We start from the raw sequence: 19,536 nt of genomic DNA, 5'->3' as shown, positions 1-19,536 counted from the left end.
TTCTCTTAAATTACCTTCTTTTATTATATCCATATTAATAAAAAACTAATTATATAAATTGAAATTTTATTACGCTATAATCCTTAAGTCTATTAATTAAAAGCATATATATTAAATTATATAAAATTTTATTTAATTTGTTAATGGATATTAGAAAGAATTGCCAGAAATAAATTTCTGACAATTACTTTAATCTTCTATTTACTATTTTCTAAAAACTATTTATTGTTTTCTAATAAGAAATTAACAGTTTTTTGAACTTTAACGTCTGAAGCTAAAGCTGCTCTTTGACCGTTTATTAATAATTCAATCATTTTTTCGTCTTCACCAGCTGAATACATCTTTGCAACTTCTACAGCTTTTTCTTTTATTTCCTCTTCAGTTGCTTCTATATTTTCAGCCTTTTCTATAGCTTCTAATACTAAGTCAGTCTTAACCTTAACTTCTGCATTTTCCTTCATGTAGTCTCTCATCTTAGCAGCATCTGTTCCAGTTAATTCAAAGTATTGATCTAAAGTTAAACCTTGGTATTGAAGTCTTTGTTCTAAGTTTTTAACCATAGAATCTATTTCTTTTTCTACCATAACAGCAGGTATTTCAATTTTAGCATTTTCAGTTACAGCCTTAAGTACTGCTTCTTCAAATTCTCTATCAGCTCTTTCAGCATTCGCTGCTTCTAACTTCTTAGTTATATCAGCTTTTAAATCAGCTAATGTTTCGAATTCTGAAGTTTCTGTAGCAAATTCATCATCTATTTCTGGTAATTCTTTTACCTTTATTTCTTTTACTAAAACTTCAAACTTAGCTTTTTTATTATTTAACTCTTCTTTGCCGTAGTTTTCAGGGAAAGTAACATTTACTTCAATCTTATCTCCAGCTTTTGCTCCAACTAATTGATCTTCAAAATTATCTATGAAAGTACCTGATCCTATTTCAAGTGAATAGTCTTTACCTTCACCGCCTTCGAAAGCTACATCATCAATAAATCCTTTGAAATCTATTACTGCTGTATCTCCAGTAGCTACTTCTCCATCTTCTTTAGTTTCAATTCTAGCATTCTTTTCTTGCATTTCTTTTAACTTTAAGTTTACTTCTTCTTCTGTTACTTCATAAGATGGCTTTTCAACTTTTAGTCCTTTATATTCTCCTAATTCAACTTCTGGATAAACTGTAACTTCTGCAGTATAAACAAAGTCTTTACCTTCTTCAGCAGTTACTATATCTATATTTGGATAATCAACAGGAGTTATGTTATTTTCTTCAAGCACCTTTGAGTATGATCCTTCAATAGCAAAGTTTACTGCATCTTCCATTAATACTCCTACTCCATAGTATTTTTTTACTATAGCCATAGGCACTTTACCTTTTCTGAATCCAGGTACATTAAAAGTTTTAACATTCTTATTATAAGCTCTCTTTATAGCATCTTGAAACTTATTAGCCTCAACTGTTATTTCGAACTTAACAATATTTTTCTCTATTTTTTCCATTTTAGCTTCCATCGTATTCTTTCCTCCTAAAATAGTAAGATACTATCATATTTGATATAACTACGTTATTATAACATATAACATTAATTATTTTCAAATATTTGTTTATATAAGTTTTCTTAATTTATCAAATCACCATTAGAGTTAACATATTTAATATTTCCATCTATTGTTGCTTCTAATCCTTTTTCTTTAATTTCACCAAATTTAATATCTTTTCCCTTTGAGTTCCATAGAGTTTTATGACTATTATCATTTAAGTCAACAACCCATATATATTTATTTAAATCAGTTCCAAAGTAAGGAAGATTAGTTATATACGCAACTTTTGTATCAGAAATAAATTTAGCTTCTACATTCCATAGATATCCAGTATATGTTTGAATAGTAGTTTCTTTATTAAATATCTCTCCATTTGGAGCAACATACTTATCCTTAGTTATACTTGCTTCTTTACCTTCAACATTGAAGACTTTCATTTCTTGAATTTCATCTATAGTTAAAATTAGATTTTTATTTGGATTAATTGAGTAATAAATATTGGAAGGTATATCTTTTATCCCCTTAAACTTAATCTTACCTTCAACTTCTTCATACTCAGCCTTTAAGGTAACCCCTTCTTTTAATTTAAGATCAATAGTTTTAGCTTCAGGTTCCTTAGGTGCTTCTTCAACAACATCATTTTGAGTATCTTCATTTAATTCTTCATTATTATCATTGTCAGTATATTCATCTTCATCAATCCAATTTTGCACTTTTGATTTTAAAGACTCCATATTTATGTTATTCATAGCAAACTTCATAAATAATATCCCAACAACAAATAAACCTAGTATTGACAAAGCAATAATATTTCTTCTTCTTTTTCTCATTTTCTTCTCATAATCCCTGCTAAATATGCTAGGTTTCCTCACACCTAATCCCTCCTACGCTATGTTTAAATTTAAAAAGTATTTACTTTTTATATCTTAAATAAAAGTCTAATAAATTATTTCCTTTTGCTTCCGCAGCCACATGTTGATTTTCCACCCTTAGTGCTGCAACAACCCCCACATTTTAATAGACCATAATCTCTTAATTCGGCAACTGTTAGCTTAGCTTCATTTTCGCTGTAAGCTTCATATTCTGGCGTAGACTTTAAAATATCTTCTGCCCTAAAATTTGTCATTATAATCACCTCAACTTATATTATATACTTTAAACTATTTAAATCTCCATATATTTTCTGTAAAATTAATATTTTTTTAAGTAATAAAACGATAAATTTATATTTTTTAATACTTAATTCGATTTTTTTCTAAAAACTATTTGATTTTTTAACCAAATATTATATAATTAGTATATAAAATTTACATTTATTAAATGATTTACATAATATTAAAAGCCCATACTACTGTTAATATTTTTATTAGCAGTTTTAATAAAACCCCACATATGTTCATTTATTCCCTTTCTTAAATGAACATAAACCCTTTAACCTGTGCAAGTACTTGTACAGGTTCTTTATTTTTAATTTATAATTAAAAATACAATTTAAGATACAATTAACAGTTAACAATTAATAATCAACAATTTCGTAAGTAATTTGTTCCAAATTACAAAATAAAAAATTTAAACTGGTGCTGTCTCATAATTAATGTTGAAAATTTAATAAAAAAACTCCCTAAGGAGTTTTGAAAAGAAATTAATTTTAGTAATTCTGTAAGAATTATATCAATATTTCTTCATTTTTAATCTTTAATTCTTAATTTGGGCTGTTTATTCCACAGCCCAATTTTATATTAGTTATTTTATATTAGTTAAGTATTGCTTACTAGGAATTTATCTTCATATCCTTCTTTCCAAACTCTCCTGCCCATTCAAATCCCTTCTTTGCAACTATAACAGCAATCACCTCATTTACAACTGCTGCAGCTGCAATAGTTCCTTGAATAATTTCTGCAGATTTAGGATCTGGACCTGCCAAAACAGATACTGCAATCCCTGTAAATACAAGGGATACTCCGGAGTGTGGAAGTAATGTTAATCCTAAATAATTTCTAACACTCTTAGGAGACTTTGTAATGCTTGCACCAAAGAATGCACCAAAGTATTTACCCAAAGCCCTAGAAACAATATATATGAAAGTAAATACTCCTGCACCTAGAATCAAATGATAATCTAGTGGTGCCCCAAGATTTAAAATAACTATTATCATTGAAATACCTAGAATTGGATTGAAGTCCCTCATTATTTGTTCAAGTCTATCTTCTGTTATCATATTAGAAAAGGTAGCTGAAAAAGCCATGCCTATTAGCATAAAGTTTAATATTGGCTTAGTCATAATATAATTATTAAAGAAAAATCCTATAAATGAAGTAATTAAAATCATCACTATAAGAATAGATATTGTTTCGAATGATCTACGTTCTTTTATCAAGAAAATACCTGCAAAAATCCCAGTGAACACTCCAATACCTAATGGAAGTAAAATAAACAAAGCAATCATGTATGCTGGCAGTCTTTGTTCTGAAACTTTTCCAGCAATAATAGCAATTGTTGTGAAGAACACAACTACACCAACCATGTCATCTAGTGCTGCCATAGGAATTAATGTTTTAGTAACAGGTCCATCTGTTTTAAATTCTCTAACAACAGATAAGGCTGGTGCTGGTGCTGTAGCTAATGCAATTCCTCCAAAGATGAAAGCAAGATACGTAGGAATATTAACAAAATAAAATACAATACCGAAGACAGCTGTTACCAAAGCGAAAGTTCCTAGAGATTGTGTTAAAGTTGTAACTATAATTGACTTACCTGACTTTTTGATTTTTTTCCAAATAAGCTCTGTTCCAATCATAAGCCCTACAACACATTCCAAAATACGTACAATATTTTCATACCATCCTGCTTCTAATATTGAATTATCTAGTAGTGAAAGAGCGTGGGGGCCTAATATCATACCTGCAATTAACCATCCTAATATAGACGGTAATTTTACCTTTGATATTAATTTTCCTATTAAAAAAGCAATAATTATAGCAATAATCCATCTAATAAAAATCATATTTATTCTTCCTCCTTTGCTATTCCATAAAGCATAAAGTTTAATATTTTTCTAAGCTTTTCTTCATGGTCAGATATAAGAATTGTAAAGTCTGAATTAGAATATGCTGAACTACTAAAATATCCATTAAACATTTCTTGCATTATCTCATAATACTCCAAAGCATCTTTCTCTGTAACATCATTACGTAAAGTCAGATTCTGCAAAGCTGATCTATAGATGCTTTTATTTAATTCATCAAAATCACTCTTTATTTCTTTTATTTCATTTATAAGTTTTGATGGTGTTTGTAAAATTGCTTCAAAGAAGATACGGGCGTAAAGTGGATATTTTGAAAAAAACTTTAATCTTAATTCCATATACCTATGTAAATCACTCCCTATATTTTGAGCCTTTAAGTATTCAGTAACTTCTAAAAAACATCTCCTAACACATACTAGATAAAGATCATCTTTATTCTTAAAATTATGATAAATTAATCCTTTCGAGATTTTAAAATTATTGCAAATATTATTAAGAGAAGAATTAATATATCCTTTTGTTCCAAACTCTTCTATAGCTGCTACAATAATCTTTTCTTTTGTAATTTCTGTTTTCTTTTCTTTCTTCATATATTCCCCCCCTACAAATTATAGACCATCTGGTCTATAATTATTATAGCAATTATTGACCAGATAGTAAATAATTAAATTACAACCTCAGCATAGTCATTCTTATACTATAAAAAATTATATATCCTCCACTTTAATCTTATATTGATAGTTAAATCTCTATAATAAAACTCAGCTGCTTAATAAACCCTAAATTAGCAATCCCCTACTATATTATCTTCTCCTACTTTTCTTTTGGAATTAATACTATATTTTACTTAACAAAAACTTAGAAGATGTGACAGTTAGCAATTAATAATTAACAATTACAGAAGTAATTTATCCCAAATTACAATAATAAAAAAAGAAACTCAGCTAGCTGAGTTTCATCCTTTAGTATCTAGCCAATCTTAAGTTATTTGACATTAGAGTTGTTACTATTTTCTGCGTAACGTCGACTTGGAGATTGTTACGGAGACTTAGTAGAACATAGTAACAAGTCTTAGGCTAAAATAACTTCCAGTGTTTCCTTTGCAATCATTAGTTCTTCGTTAGTTGGAATAACAAATACCTTAACCTTTGAAGCTTCAGCACTTATTTCACCTATCTCTCCTCTTACATTATTACGATTATTATCAATATCTATTCCTAGAAAATTCATTCCTTCTAAACAAGCTTTTCTTGTTATGCTTGAATTTTCACCAATACCAGCTGTAAAAATAATAGCATCTACTACTCCACCCATATGTGCAGCATAAGCAGCTATTTGTCCCCTTATTCTATAATAAAATATATCTAATGCTAGTTTAGCTCTTTTATTTCCTTCTAAGGCAGCCTTCTCTATATCTCTAAAATCAGAGCTAACACCAGATATTCCGAGTACTCCTGACTTTTTATTAAGAGTTTCATTTGCTTCTTCAGCTGTATATCCACATTCTTCAATTAAGAAAGTAGAAATTGATGGATCAATATTACCTGATCTAGTTCCCATAGCTATTCCAGCAAGAGGGGTAAATCCCATAGATGTATCTATAGATACTCCCCCTTTTATTGCACAAATGCTTGCTCCATTGCCTAAATGGCAGCTTATTATTTTCATTTCTTTAATATCTCTATTTAATACTTCACCTAGCTTTTGTGTCACATATTTATGTGAAGTACCATGAAATCCATATTTTCTTATTCCATAGTTCTCATATAAACTGTATTCAATAGGATAAATGTATGCTACCTCTGGGATAGTTTGATGAAATGCAGTATCAAACACTGCTATCATAGGAATATTGGGCATTAATTCACTACAAACTCGTATTCCTATTATGTTTGGAGGATTATGAATTGGTGCAAGCTTAACACATTCCTCTAAATAACTTAAAACTTCTTCATCTATAAGTACTGATTTTGAGTACTTTTCTCCTCCATGAACTACTCTATGCCCTACTGCATAAATTTCATTTATATCATTAACTACACCATACTTTTTATCTGATAATGTTTCTAAAACTAAGTTAATAGCATCTTTATGATTTGAAAAATTCCCCTTTACTACATACTTTCCTTTAAGCGAATTCTTATGAGTTAATACAGAGTCCTCTAGTCCAATTCTTTCAAATATGCCTTGGCACATAACTTCATAAGTATTCATATTTATTACTTGATACTTTAATGAGGAGCTTCCACAATTTATTACAAGTACCTTCATCTATGAATCCCCTTTTTAATTATTCTGTGCTTGTACTGCTGTTACTGCTACTACATTAATTATATCTTCTACAGAACATCCTCTAGAAAGATCATTAATAGGCTTATCAAAACCTTGACATATAGGTCCTACAGCTTCAGCATTGGCAAACCTTTGTACAAGCTTATATCCTATATTCCCTGATTGTAAATCCGGAAATATTAATATATTTGCTTTTCCCGCAATATTACTATTAGGAGCCTTTTGCTTAGCAACACTCTCTACTATTGCAGCATCTAATTGCATTTCTCCATCTATCAGTAAATCTGGTCTTAACTTCTTAGCTAATTCTGTAGCCATTCTCACTTTTTCTACTGTATCATGATCTGCTGAACCCATAGTAGAAAAGCTAAGCATAGCGACTCTAGGCTCTATTTTACATACTTTTTTAGCTGTATCAGCAGTAGTGATTGCTATTTCTGCTAACTGCTCATAACTTGGATTAGGATTTACAGCGCAATCTGCAAATAGAAGCATTCCCTCTTCTCCATAATTTGAAGTTGGAACTCCCATTATAAAAAAGCTTGATACTACAGACGCTCCTTTTGCTGCCTTAACTACTTGAAGACCAGGTCTCAATAAATCTCCTGTAGTATGAACTGCCCCTGATACAAGCCCATCTGCATCATTACACTTTAGCATTACAGTTGCAAAATACATTGGATCTTTAACTATTTGTTTAGCTTTCTCTATAGTTACACCCTTATTTTTTCTTAATTCATAAAACTTATCTACATACTTATCTATATTCCTCGAAGTATTTGAATCAATTATCTCAATATCCTCAAATTCTAAATTCAAACTTTTAATCTCATGTATAATTTTTTCCTTATTTCCTATTAATATAGGATGAGCTAATCCTAAATCTTTTATTTTTCTAGCTGCTTCTATAGTTCTTCTTTCTTCTCCCTCTGGAAGTACTATTCTTTTTATGTCTTTTTTAGCTAAATCCCAAATACTATTTAATAGCTCCATTTATATTTCCCCTTTGCTTTTCAAATCTTATCTTGGAGGCATCACTACCGCTTTACCTTTAACTACAACTTCCCCTCTTTGATTTATACAAATTGTTTCAAGGGTTATTCTATTTTTCTCTTCTATTCTTTCTATAACCTCAGCTGTAGCCGTTATAGTATCACCAAATTTTACAGGAGCTGTGAATTTTAATTCTTGTGAAAGATATATTGTTCCTGGACCTGGAAGCTGCATTCCAAGAACAGTTGAAATATAACTTGCAGATAACATTCCATGAGCTATTCTTCCCTTAAACATAGTTTCCTTTGAATACTCCTCATTAAAATGTGCTGGATTTAAGTCTCCACTTACCCCTCCAAATAAAACTACGTCAGCCTCTGATACAGTTCTACTATAACTTGATTTATCCCCTAAATTTATTTCCTTTATTGTTCTCCCTCTCATAATATCCTCCTATAATCTCATTCCACCATTAACAGATAAATTATGGCCAGTTATATATGATGATTCATCACTGGCTAAGAATAAAACTGCATTTGCAATTTCTTCTGGTTCTCCAAGTCTTCCAATCATAGTTTTAGCTCTCATATTCTCTAATACTTTTTCTGGTACAGTTTTCATCATTTCTGTATTTATATATCCTGGTGCTACTGAATTAACTCTGACTTTAGCACCCTTTCTTGCAAATTCTTTTGCCCAAGTTTTTGTCATACCTATTACCCCTGCCTTTGTTGCAGCATAGTTAGTTTGTCCTACATTTCCAAATTCTCCAACTACAGAGGCAATATTTATTATTGAACCTTCTCCATTTTCCATCATCTGAGGCCCAACTAATTGGGCTATATTAAACAACCCCTTTAAGTTAACATTTATTACTAAGTCCCACATTTCTTCAGTCATCTTTTGAATTAATGCATCTCTAGTTATTCCTGCATTATTTACTAAAATGTCTACTTTCCCAAACTTTTCAATTATACTTTCGAAAAACACCTTTATACCCACTCTATCGGTAACGTTTACCTCATATCCATATATATTACTATTTTCATAAGGTAATTTATTCATATCAACTGCTACTACCTTAGCCCCTTCTCTCGCAAAGGTTTCTGCAATACATCTTCCGATTCCTTGAGATGCTCCTGTAACTATGGCAACTTTATTTTTCAATCTTAACATTATTCTTCTCCTTTCAATTGTAAGTACTTACTTTCATATTTGTTAAAAAAATTAATCTTTTTCATTTTCTTAATGAAATAAGATTAATTAGTTCCTATTCTTTAATTTTTGTATAAGTTGTTAAAATACCTTCATACCTTATATATTTTAAATGCGAAATACAACTTAATAAAATATCTAATCTTTTTTATAACTTATATATCGATACAAATTGTCTTGTATGCTCTTTTACTATATCTTCCCACTTTAAATCACTTACTGTATTATCTCCTAATATTTCTACAGTAAATGCACCTAAAAGGCTGTTTACCAAAGTTACAGCCATTATTTCTGGCTCACCCTCTATTACTTTTCTTTCTTTAAGCTCATTAAAATATTCTATTAAGATGCTAATTATTTTTCTTGATAATTTAAGTTTCACAAAGCCTTGCTCATTATCAGATAATTTCATTTGAACCTTATAAAGCTTTGTATTTTGAATAAATAGCTTATATATTCTATTTGCTATTAATAACATTCCTTCTTCAAAACTTAAATCTTCTATATCATTTAATATATAATCTACTCTAGAATCAATTACATAATGCTCTGTAGTTACCTGGAATAAATTACTCTTAGATCCAAAATGTCTAAATATAGTTAATTCATTAACTCCAGCTTCTTCTGCAATTTGTTTTGTTGTTGTTGGATAGTATCCCTGCTCAGAAAATAACTTTAAGGATACCTTCATTATTTTTTCACTTGTTTCATTATTATACTTCATACCATTGTCTCCTTTATTTTGCATTTTATAAGCAAGTAACTCCTTACATTTTCCAATTGTTATTTTATACTATTTTCATGTAATTCTCAATGGATAAATACCCTTTTAATATAGTTAGAAATTCTATTGGTCTTTCATACATAGATGCATGTCCAGAATCCTTAATCAATATATAAGTAGAGTTTTCTATCTTTTCTTTAATATACTCTTGTTCATTTACTGGTGTAACAAAATCATATTCACTACTTACTATCAAAGTGTTTACCTTTATATTATGAATATCATTTCTCACATCATATCCTTCTGCACTCCCTATTAATCTTATCATAGCAGTTAAAAATTCCTCATTAAATACCTTGTATAATAAATCTTTTCTTCTATTCATCCAATCTATATTCTTAGTATAAAACCCTGGCGAATAAATAATAGGTATTGTTACATTATAAAAGGCTTCTTTATTCCTATCTTCTGCTGCATTAATCCATCCTCTGCCTATATCTTGTAACCATGGATTTGTGCAACTTGTAGTATTAAATAAAATAAGCTTGTTAAGATAGCTTTCATATTTTAAAGCAAATTGTAATGCAACTTCTCCACCATATGAAATTCCAAAAAGGTTTATTTTATCTAGTTTTAATTCATCTATAACTGCCTTTAGTACTTCAACTTGAATATCTTGCTTATAGCTTTCTTCCATCTTATCGGACTTTCCTTGATCTAAGAAATCTAAAAGAATTACTTTGTTTTCCTTACAAAGCTCAGGTAGAAACACTTGCCAACTGCCGTGAGACATCATTATCCCATTTAAAATTACCAGTGGAGTTCCTTCTCCATGAACCTCATAATATATATTCTTATTGTTATATTTTAAAAACGCCATATTTGCACCTCTACTTTCAATAAATTAAACCTAGCTCCTTAGCCTTAATAAATAGTTCTTCTTTAAACTTCGGATGTGCTATATCAATTAATTTATAAACCCTTTCACTAACTGTAGTACCTCTAAGCTCCGCAACCCCATATTCTGTTACCACCATATCTACATCATTTCTTGATAAACTTACAGCAGCGCCTGGCTTTAAGAAAGGAACTATTTTAGAAATTTCTTCTCTCACTCCAGTTTCCTTATTTTTTACCATTGCTGTAGAATATAAAGCAATAAATGATCGACCATTTTTAGACATTTGAGCTCCAATTGCAGTATCTGCTTGTCCTCCAGTTCCGCTAAATTGTACTGCTCCTATTGATTCTGATGCACATTGCCCTGTTAGATCTATTTCTATTGTAGTATTAATAGATACTTGATTATCATTTTTTCCTATAACATATGGGTCATTAGTCCAATATCCATCCATCATCATTATAGAAGGATTATCATCTAAGAAATCATATAATTCCTTTGTTCCAAGGGCAAAGGCTGCAATATGTTTTCCCTTATAGAAATTCTTTTTCTTTCCAGTCACTACTCCAGATTTAATTAATTTCACCATTCCAGTAGTAAACATTTCTGTATGAATTCCTAAATCTTTTTTATCACCTAATGATGCTGCCACCGCATTAGGTATACCCCCTATGCCAAGTTGAATGCAATCTCCATCATTAATCCTTTCTGCTATAAACCTTCCTATCATTAAATCTTTCTCGTTAGGTTCTACATCTGGAAGTTCTGGAACCTCATAATCTGTCTCAACTACGTAATCTATATCACTTATATGGACTTCAACATCTCCTAAGGTTCTTGGATAATTCTTATTTATCTCCAATATTACTAAATCTGCTTTTTCCATCATTCTTTTTTCATATACATTACTTAAAGATAATGATAAATATCCATGTTTATCAGGAATAGTTGCTGTACCCATATATATATTAGTTTTTTTATGGTCCATTCTCTTTGTAGCTGCTAAATGAAGATGATTAGGTATAAAGGATATATTCCCATTTTTCTGCCCTTTTCTCATAGCTGCTGTATAAAACCAACCATCCATTCTAAATGAATCCTTATATTTTGCATTAGTAAAATATTCAGCCATTTCCATCGGTAGACAAGTAGTTACAGTTACATCATTAACTCTATCTGATATCTTATGAAGATTTTTTAAGATTTCTTTTGGTTCGGCAGAGCCTAATCCTGAAACTATTACATCGCCACTCTTAATTAAGTTTAAAGCCTTGTCCACAGTTATATATTTCTCATTAATTAATTCTTTTGATTTAATTGTTTCTAACATATTGAACCTCCTATTAATTTTTAAGGGCTGTCGCAAATATCTCAAATCTTAACTTATGCGACAGCACCTTAAAATTCTTATTAATTTCCTAATATAGCATCTATATTCTTAAATCCAATATAAGGGCTCCATCCTGTTGGGCTTGATAAATCCATTTTTGCTAATGACATCTCTTGAGTTCCAAGTCTCTTTCCACCAGAGAAATCTATATTTCCTCCAAATGGATTCTCAATTGGTTCTTTTTCCATAGCAGCTATATAATTTTCCCAAGTCAATTCTCCATCAACATTTTTTACTCCTGTAACAAAGAAGTCTGCCGCTATCCATCCAGTCATAGCATAGGCATTTCCAGAGAAATCTTCAGTTGAAACTTCCTTAACCCATTTTTGGAAATCAGCCATTGCTGGTTTAGTTACATCTACCCAAGCATTACCATATATTTCGTACTTATCTGCAACATCACTCTTAATTGCTTCCACCATAGTTTTATCTACATTTACATATGTTGTGATAGCAGGTTTAGTATTTCCTTGCTTAGCCAATTCCTTAGCTATTTGTGGGAAAGTTCCTTGAATACCTGCAATTATAACAACATCTACATCTTCATTCTTAATCTTTGTTACTGCTGATGAAACATCTTCTGCTCCTGGAGCTACTTGTTCACTTATTACTTCAACATCTCCAATATTCTTTGCCTCTGTTTCTATTCCTTTAATTAAATCCTTACCAGCATCATCATTAGTGTAGATAACACCTATCTTATTTGCTTTAAATTCTCCTTTCGCCCATGCTGTCATAATACGTCCTTCCATAGGATATACAGGTTGAACTGGGAAGATATTATCCCCTTCGCCCTTTGCTGCATTTTCGTTATATAATATTCCTGTACCTGTTGCAAAATAAACTGATGGTATTCCTATTTCCTTAAGATCATCTAATGTTGCTCCTACTACTGGAGTTCCAAAGTGTCCAACTATAGCAAATACTTTATCATCATTTACTAACTTGTCTAGTACAGCCTTACCCTTCTCAGGGTTAAATTCATCATCTTGGTGAATATATTCAATTGTTCTTCCGTTTACCCCACCTGATTCATTTATCATTTTAAAATATGCTTCTATACCAGCTTTAAATGGTACTCCTACTGGAGCAAAAGCTCCTGATGTTGAAACACTGTTACCAACCTTTATAGTAGTTTCAGTAACACCTTGTGCTGCTTCTTCTGTTTTTCCGCATCCTGCAAAGGCCATAGTTAGAGTAAGTGAAGCTAAAAGTAACGCGATTTTCTTTCTCATAAATTTCCCTCCAAATTTTATTTTTTTATAAATACTAATTTTACTATTGGAAACATTTTAACCACCAAGATAAGCTTCTAATAATCTCTTATCTTGAATTAACTCACTAGCTTTGCCCTCCATACTAACTTCTCCAACTTCAAGTACATATCCATAATCAGCAATCTTTAAAGTTTGAAGAGCATTTTGTTCTATAATTAAAACTGTAGTTCCCTCTGAATTAATTTCTTTTACTATTTCAAATATAGCTTTAACTATAAGTGGAGCTAACCCTAATGATGGTTCATCTAAAAGAAGTACCTTAGGACTTACCATTAAAGCTCTTGCAATTGCTAACATCTGCTGTTCTCCACCGCTCAAGGTTCCTGCTAATTGCTTTTTTCTTTCTAATAGAATAGGAAAGTACTTATACACTCTTTCAAAGTTTTTAGCAATTTGTTTTCTACTTTTTATTGTAAAGGCACCAATTCTTAAGTTTTCTTCTACTGTTATATCAGGAAATATTTGTCTACCTTCTGGTGATTGAACTATTCCTAAAGAAGTTATTTTTTCTGGTGCTAAATTAGCAATATCTTTTCCAAAGAAATCTATACTACCTTTTTCTATTGGTACAATTCCTGAAAGTGATTTTAAAGTTGTTGTTTTACCGGCACCATTGGCCCCTAATAGAGCAACTATTTCACCTTCTCTAACTTGTATATTTATCCCCTTTAAAGCCTTTATACTGCCATAAGAAACAGTAAGATTATCTAATTTTAAAATTGTATTACTCATCTTACTCCTCCTTTCCTAAATAAGCCTCTTGAACATCTTTGTTAGACTGAATTTCTTTTGGCGTACCTTCTGCTAGTTTCCTACCAAAAGATATTGCACATATTCTATCGCAGATATCCATAACTAGTCTCATATCATGCTCAACTAATAAAATATTACATTTATACTCATCTCTTATACCTTTAATAAGTTTAGATAATTCAAGCGTCTCAGTATCATTTAATCCTGCTGCAGGCTCATCTAAAATAATTAGTTTTGGATTACTCATAAGTGTTCTACCAAGCTCAATTTTTTTCAGAACTCCATATGGTTGTCCACCTGCAAGTTCATGCTTTTTATTTTCTATTCCTAAAAACCTTAATATTCCTTCAGCCTTGCCTATATTTTCTTCTTCCTCTCTTCTTGCTTTTCTTGTCCTAAAAGCATTAGCAAAAAGTCCACTCTTATATGAAATATGAGCCCCTATAAGTAAATTTTCAACTAAGGTTAGATCTTTAATTAATTCAACATTTTGAAAGGTTCTTACTAATCCTAACTTTATAATATTATGAGTTTCTTTTTCTACTAAATTAACTTCTTCATTATTAATAGTTTTAAATATAACTTTTCCTTTATCAGGTTTATAGAATTGAGTAATACAATTAAATACTGTTGTTTTACCAGCTCCATTTGGCCCAATTAATCCATATATTTCGCCTTCATTAATATGAAAGCTTAAATTATCAACAGCCTTTAAGCCTCCAAAAGCTATAGATAGATCTTCTATCTTAAGTGTTTGTATTAAGCTCATTTACTTTCACCTTCTTTTTCTTAAAATACTTCTTTATGTCGTGACCTATATAAATTAACCCATTTGGATAGAATAGAATTACAAGTATTATTAATATTCCTGTAAATATATATGCTAGGCCATCTATTGCGCCTATTACTGGTAATTGCTTTAATATAATATCTGGAACACCAAATACTATTATTGATCCTATAATTGGACCTGATATAGTTCTAACTCCTCCAATAACTATTACTGCTAATATTTGTAGTGATAGAAGTAAATTCCAAGTAGCTGGATAAGAAAATCTTATAAAGTGTACATATAAAACTCCACCTAAAGCTGCATAACTTGTTGCAAGTGCAAAGGCTGTAAGCTTATATTTTAGTAAGTTGATTCCCATAGCTTGTGCTGCTGCTTCACTTACTCTCATAGTTAATAATGCTCTTCCTGTTGAGGAATTAATAAAATTATCTGTAAGTATCATTACAATTACTAATAGAATTACTATGAATATAAAGGTTGTATCTCTTCCTAGCTCAAGTCCAAAGAAGGATGGATATCCTCCCCTCTTCCCTGAGAATCCACCTGTAATTGCATCAAATTCAACAAATATCTTTTTCAAAATTTCAGCTACTGCTAAGGTTGCAATAGCTAGATACATTCCTGATATCCTTAAGGAAACTAATCCAACAAGCACTCCAATTATAAGCGGTACTGCTATAGATATAACTAGAGATACTATAAATGGTACTCCTAAATCTTCAGTTAAATAAGCTGATATATATGCTCCAAGCCCCATAAATCCTGCTGTCCCTAAGGATATTAGGCCAGAATACCCTAATAATACATTTAACCCAATTGCAACTATTGCGTAAAACAATATAGTTCCAAAGGTTGTTATTGTTGAACTTTTTATAACACCTACTTGTTGAAGCAGAGGAAATAAAGATAGTACTATTCCAAGCAAAATATATTTACTATATCTTTGTTCCATAATCTTTTTCATCTATATTCCTCCTATACCTTCTTAATTATTTTCTTTCCTATTATTCCGTTTGGTCTTAATACTATAAATAATAAGATTAATGTAAATAGTAAGGGCTCTCCCCATGTAGATGAAACATAGTATATTAATACATTTCTTCCCAGTCCAATTATATAAGCTCCTATAACTGGTCCATAGAATGTTTGGAATCCACCTAGAACACAAGCTATTAAAGCATTTGTTTGAACATTGTCCATCATAGATACATTTACAGTAATGGCAGGTGCCAACATCAGTGCTGATAATGTTCCAAGAGCTGCTGCAATTGCCCAGGCTCCCATTGTTACAAGAGATGTTGGAACACCCATAAGTCTTGCAGTTTCTTCATTAGAAGATGTAACTCTAACTGCTAAACCCCATTTTGTATTTTGTAAAAAATAAAATAATATTCCCATTATAATTAACCCAACTGTTATATTTAATAAAGCATTATAAGAAATTGATGCTCCAAATATATCAATTGCTCCAGTCTCTATAAACTTAGGGAAATTTAAAGGAGTTGATCCAAATATCATTGGTGCTACTCCTAGAAAAAGCATTATTACTCCAAATGTTATAATTTGCTTTGCTACTGGAGATGATTTCTTTGCTTTTCTAATTATCACTAAATCTACTAATACTCCTGATAGAAAGGCTGCTACCATTCCTACTAATGCAGCTCCCCAAGCAGGAAGCCCTAACTTAATTAATCCAAAAGTGGCAACAAAGGCATTAAACATTCCTATTGAACCTTGAGCAAAGTTAGTTGTTCTAGAGGTTCTAAAAATTATTATTATTCCAAGGGCTGCTAGTGCATATACGCTTCCTGTTTCTAAACTACTAAATAATATTTGAAAAAATGTATCCATAGGTTAACACTCTCCCCATTTCACAACATTAGCAGACCATACATATCCTATTCCAGCTGCTATCATTAGAACTACGGAACCATCCTTTACCTTTCCTGCTTCTAATGCAAGCTTTAATGAAAGTATTTGATCTACTTGTCCCATATGCCCATAATCTGATAAGTAAATTGCTTGATCTTCATTTAGCCCTAATTCTTTCAACATATAATCATGCATAGACTTTTTGAAATGTAATACAGCTAAATAGTCTATATCTTCTCTTTTTAACCCTGATTTTTCTAATGATTTATCAATACATTCAAACCAATTAGGCATTGAAATGGCATTAAGTCCATCTTTCATATGTTTTGCATTCATAAGCCTTAAAGATTTATATCCCTCTTCAACATTATCTTTATTGAAAGGATTTATAATCCCCCCTATTTCAACTCCTGCATCTCTAGAAAAATCTCCATTTGCTTTTATATGAGAACCTAAAACAAGATTTTTATTTGCATTCTTCTTTAAAATTATGGCTCCACCTCCAGCCGATAGGTTGAACATCATAGACATGTTATGATCCTTATAATCTACGAAATCTCCATTTCTATAACCACCAACTACCATAATTGTATTTATATCTTCATCTGCAACTATCATATCCTTAGCCATTTTTATAGCTGAAACTGTAGTGCAGCATCTATTTTGTACATCTATTCCCCATGCATTTATAGCTCCGATTTTCCCCTGAATATACAAAGCTGATGTAGTTAGTGGATACTCCTTCCACTCCTCACCCATACATATAATTACATCCAATTCTTCTGGTTTCATATTAGCATCCTTTAATGCTTCTAAGGCTGCTCTAACCCCCATTTCTTGAGTGCCATCATCATCTCCAGGTATAGTCTTTTCTACTATTCCTAATTTATTTATTATTGCATCCTCACTCCAAATTCCATTAGTTGCTTCTGAAATTTCTTTTGCTGTCATTTTATTCTCTGGCACATACAATCCTAACCCCACTACTCCAACATTAACCATATTGACCTACCTCCCATATTTTTTAGTATGTAAGTGTTTACTTTCATCTTAATTGTAAACATTTTCCAGATTGGCTGTCAATATAATTATTTTATTTATTTAAATATTCTGAAAACAATACTTTTTGCTTATATTTATTAATACAAAGCTATTTTCACTAATAAAAATTTCATAAATCTTCATTTTTTATACCAAAGCCATGACAATTAACATTTAACAATTATCAATTAACAATTTCCGAAGTAATTTGTCCCAAATTACAATAAAAAAAGAAACTCAGCTCGCTGAGTTTCCTCCTTTAGTGTCCAGGAATCTAATAATCATATTTATTCACTAGACTTGTTACTATATTCTGCGTAACGTCGACTTGGAGCGCATGCGACGGAGACTAAGCATAATATAGTAACAAGTCTTAGATAAATATAACTACACGTACGGCATTGGGCTTGTGTGTTGTCCGTTTATTCTTATCTCCCAATGTATATGAGGGCCTGTACTCATTCCTGTAGATCCAACATGAGCTATAGTTTCTCCTCTTGCTACAGTTTGTCCAACAGATACTAATAATGCACTATTATGTGCATATAAAGTTTGTACTCCACCGCCATGGTCTATTATTACTGTTTGACCATAATCAGAAAACCATCCTGAGTAAACAACTACCCCACTTTTAGCCGCTGCTACCGGTGATCCATAAGAATCACCTAAATCAACTCCTGTATGGAATCCAGCTGCTCCTGTAACAGGATTTGTTCTAGGTCCGTAAGGGTCTGTAACTATTCCATATCCTGGTCTTAAAAATGTTTCAGTACTTGGATCTCCTGGAATACCACTTCCTCCACTAGAACCTCCATCTCCTTCCGATGATCCTCCTGATGAGCCACCAGAAGAACCACCTGATGAGTTACCATTATTTATATCTGCCAATATATTTTCTAGTTCTTGTTGTAACGCCTGATTATAGACAGTTAACTCTCCTATTTCATGAGCAAGCTCTTTTTCTTTATCACTTAATGATGCTAATACATTGGTCTTATCATTTTCTAGTGCTTGAAGCTCATTCATTTTACTTTGATGGTATTCTTGTTTTGCTATGTATTCCTTTTGAGCATCTTTTAATTCATCTTGTTTAGCTACAATTTCATTTTTACTTTCTTCGATAATTTTTAATTCTTCAGCAATTTTATTTTTTTCTTCTTCCATTTCTTTTTGAATATTAGTAGCTCTATTAATTAACTCTCTATCGTAATTGATCATTCTAAAAACATTTTGTAGATTATTAAACAATTCAAATATATTTCCGCTCTTTAGAATTAAATATAAATATGTAGTGGCAATATCTATTTTATAGTAACTTCTAAGTCTAGTTCCTATATTAGCTTGTATTTGTTCTTCTTCTTGTTTCTTTTCTTCAATTATTGCTTCCTTATCTTGAATAGCATTTTGAGAACTAACTATCTCACTGTTAAGAGAATCTATTTTCCCTTGGAAATCATCTATTTTTCTTTGATAACTATCTACATCAGCTTTAGCCGCATCTAAATCCTTACTTTTTTCATTTATTTGATTCATAATACCTTCAAGAGCTGAGTTTTGTTCATCTATTTCGCCGTTTATCTTATCTTTTTCATTTTCAAGATCTTCAATCTGATTATTATTATTTTCAATCTTATCTTGAATTGATGAGCTACTTTCAGCCATTACTACCATGTTAAAAGAAAAAATCATTGCAATTGTTAAACTTAATGTCCTAACTCTTTTACTCAT

General features: G+C 30.9%; 19 protein-coding genes. All 19 read right to left on the bottom strand.

Annotated features, from left to right (window positions below):
- Positions 1 to 218: 218 nt before the first annotated feature.
- The 19 genes from tig to E5347_RS07695 all read right to left on the bottom strand — a co-directional run bounded on the left by tig (position 219) and on the right by E5347_RS07695 (position 19,536).
- On the bottom strand, positions 219 to 1,502 hold the full coding sequence (tig, locus tag E5347_RS07785; RefSeq protein ID WP_136006137.1) for a trigger factor: 1,284 nt from the start codon (positions 1,500 to 1,502) through the stop codon (positions 219 to 221).
- A gap of 107 nt (positions 1,503 to 1,609) precedes the next feature.
- Entirely contained in the window at positions 1,610 to 2,404 is a 795-nt protein-coding gene (locus E5347_RS07780; RefSeq protein ID WP_136006135.1) for a hypothetical protein, read from the bottom strand.
- A gap of 74 nt (positions 2,405 to 2,478) precedes the next feature.
- Complete coding sequence (locus E5347_RS07775) at positions 2,479 to 2,658, bottom strand: hypothetical protein (protein WP_136006134.1); 180 nt, start codon at positions 2,656 to 2,658, stop codon at positions 2,479 to 2,481.
- Between the two features lie 645 nt (positions 2,659 to 3,303).
- Positions 3,304 to 4,536 carry a cation:proton antiporter gene (locus tag E5347_RS07770; RefSeq protein WP_425350440.1) on the bottom strand — a complete coding sequence of 411 codons (1,233 nt, stop codon included), beginning with the start codon at positions 4,534 to 4,536 and terminating at the stop codon, positions 3,304 to 3,306.
- A gap of 2 nt (positions 4,537 to 4,538) precedes the next feature.
- On the bottom strand, positions 4,539 to 5,147 hold the full coding sequence (locus tag E5347_RS07765; RefSeq protein WP_136006131.1) for a TetR/AcrR family transcriptional regulator: 609 nt from the start codon (positions 5,145 to 5,147) through the stop codon (positions 4,539 to 4,541).
- A gap of 481 nt (positions 5,148 to 5,628) precedes the next feature.
- Positions 5,629 to 6,828, bottom strand: coding sequence for an acetate/propionate family kinase (locus E5347_RS07760; RefSeq protein WP_136006129.1), 1,200 nt, complete (start codon positions 6,826 to 6,828; stop codon positions 5,629 to 5,631).
- A 15-nt stretch (positions 6,829 to 6,843) separates the two neighbouring features.
- A complete protein-coding gene (pta, locus tag E5347_RS07755; RefSeq protein WP_136006128.1) occupies positions 6,844 to 7,842 on the bottom strand; it encodes a phosphate acetyltransferase in 999 nt (332 codons plus the stop codon).
- Between the two features lie 27 nt (positions 7,843 to 7,869).
- Entirely contained in the window at positions 7,870 to 8,286 is a 417-nt protein-coding gene (locus E5347_RS07750; protein ID WP_136006126.1) for a MaoC family dehydratase, read from the bottom strand.
- 9 nt (positions 8,287 to 8,295) lie between these two features.
- Positions 8,296 to 9,018 carry a beta-ketoacyl-ACP reductase gene (locus E5347_RS07745; protein WP_136006124.1) on the bottom strand — a complete coding sequence of 241 codons (723 nt, stop codon included), beginning with the start codon at positions 9,016 to 9,018 and terminating at the stop codon, positions 8,296 to 8,298.
- Between the two features lie 187 nt (positions 9,019 to 9,205).
- A complete protein-coding gene (locus tag E5347_RS07740; RefSeq protein ID WP_168354928.1) occupies positions 9,206 to 9,781 on the bottom strand; it encodes a TetR/AcrR family transcriptional regulator in 576 nt (191 codons plus the stop codon).
- 64 nt (positions 9,782 to 9,845) lie between these two features.
- Positions 9,846 to 10,661 carry an alpha/beta fold hydrolase gene (locus tag E5347_RS07735; RefSeq protein WP_136006120.1) on the bottom strand — a complete coding sequence of 272 codons (816 nt, stop codon included), beginning with the start codon at positions 10,659 to 10,661 and terminating at the stop codon, positions 9,846 to 9,848.
- Between the two features lie 16 nt (positions 10,662 to 10,677).
- The gene (locus E5347_RS07730) at positions 10,678 to 12,012 is read right to left on the bottom strand and encodes an acetyl-CoA hydrolase/transferase family protein (RefSeq protein WP_207670461.1); all 1,335 of its coding nucleotides are present in this window, start codon (positions 12,010 to 12,012) and stop codon (positions 10,678 to 10,680) included.
- A gap of 80 nt (positions 12,013 to 12,092) precedes the next feature.
- Positions 12,093 to 13,307 carry an ABC transporter substrate-binding protein gene (locus E5347_RS07725; protein WP_136006118.1) on the bottom strand — a complete coding sequence of 405 codons (1,215 nt, stop codon included), beginning with the start codon at positions 13,305 to 13,307 and terminating at the stop codon, positions 12,093 to 12,095.
- Between the two features lie 57 nt (positions 13,308 to 13,364).
- A complete protein-coding gene (locus E5347_RS07720) occupies positions 13,365 to 14,069 on the bottom strand; it encodes an ABC transporter ATP-binding protein (protein ID WP_136006402.1) in 705 nt (234 codons plus the stop codon).
- 13 nt (positions 14,070 to 14,082) lie between these two features.
- A complete protein-coding gene (locus E5347_RS07715; protein WP_136006116.1) occupies positions 14,083 to 14,871 on the bottom strand; it encodes an ABC transporter ATP-binding protein in 789 nt (262 codons plus the stop codon).
- Entirely contained in the window at positions 14,849 to 15,859 is a 1,011-nt protein-coding gene (locus E5347_RS07710) for a branched-chain amino acid ABC transporter permease (protein WP_136006114.1), read from the bottom strand. Before E5347_RS07710 ends, E5347_RS07715 begins: the two co-directional genes overlap by 23 nt.
- A gap of 11 nt (positions 15,860 to 15,870) precedes the next feature.
- Entirely contained in the window at positions 15,871 to 16,746 is an 876-nt protein-coding gene (locus E5347_RS07705; protein WP_136006112.1) for a branched-chain amino acid ABC transporter permease, read from the bottom strand.
- Between the two features lie 3 nt (positions 16,747 to 16,749).
- Positions 16,750 to 17,769 (bottom strand): 3-oxoacyl-ACP synthase, encoded by a 1,020-nt coding sequence (locus E5347_RS07700; protein ID WP_136006110.1) that lies wholly within the window; start codon positions 17,767 to 17,769, stop codon positions 16,750 to 16,752.
- A gap of 426 nt (positions 17,770 to 18,195) precedes the next feature.
- Complete coding sequence (locus E5347_RS07695; RefSeq protein ID WP_136006107.1) at positions 18,196 to 19,536, bottom strand: murein hydrolase activator EnvC family protein; 1,341 nt, start codon at positions 19,534 to 19,536, stop codon at positions 18,196 to 18,198.

Source organism: Clostridium sartagoforme (assembly GCF_004794105.1).
GTDB lineage: Bacteria > Bacillota > Clostridia > Clostridiales > Clostridiaceae > Clostridium > Clostridium sartagoforme_B.
Note: the sequence above shows the minus strand (reverse complement) of the source record. Positions and strands in the feature narration are given on the sequence as shown.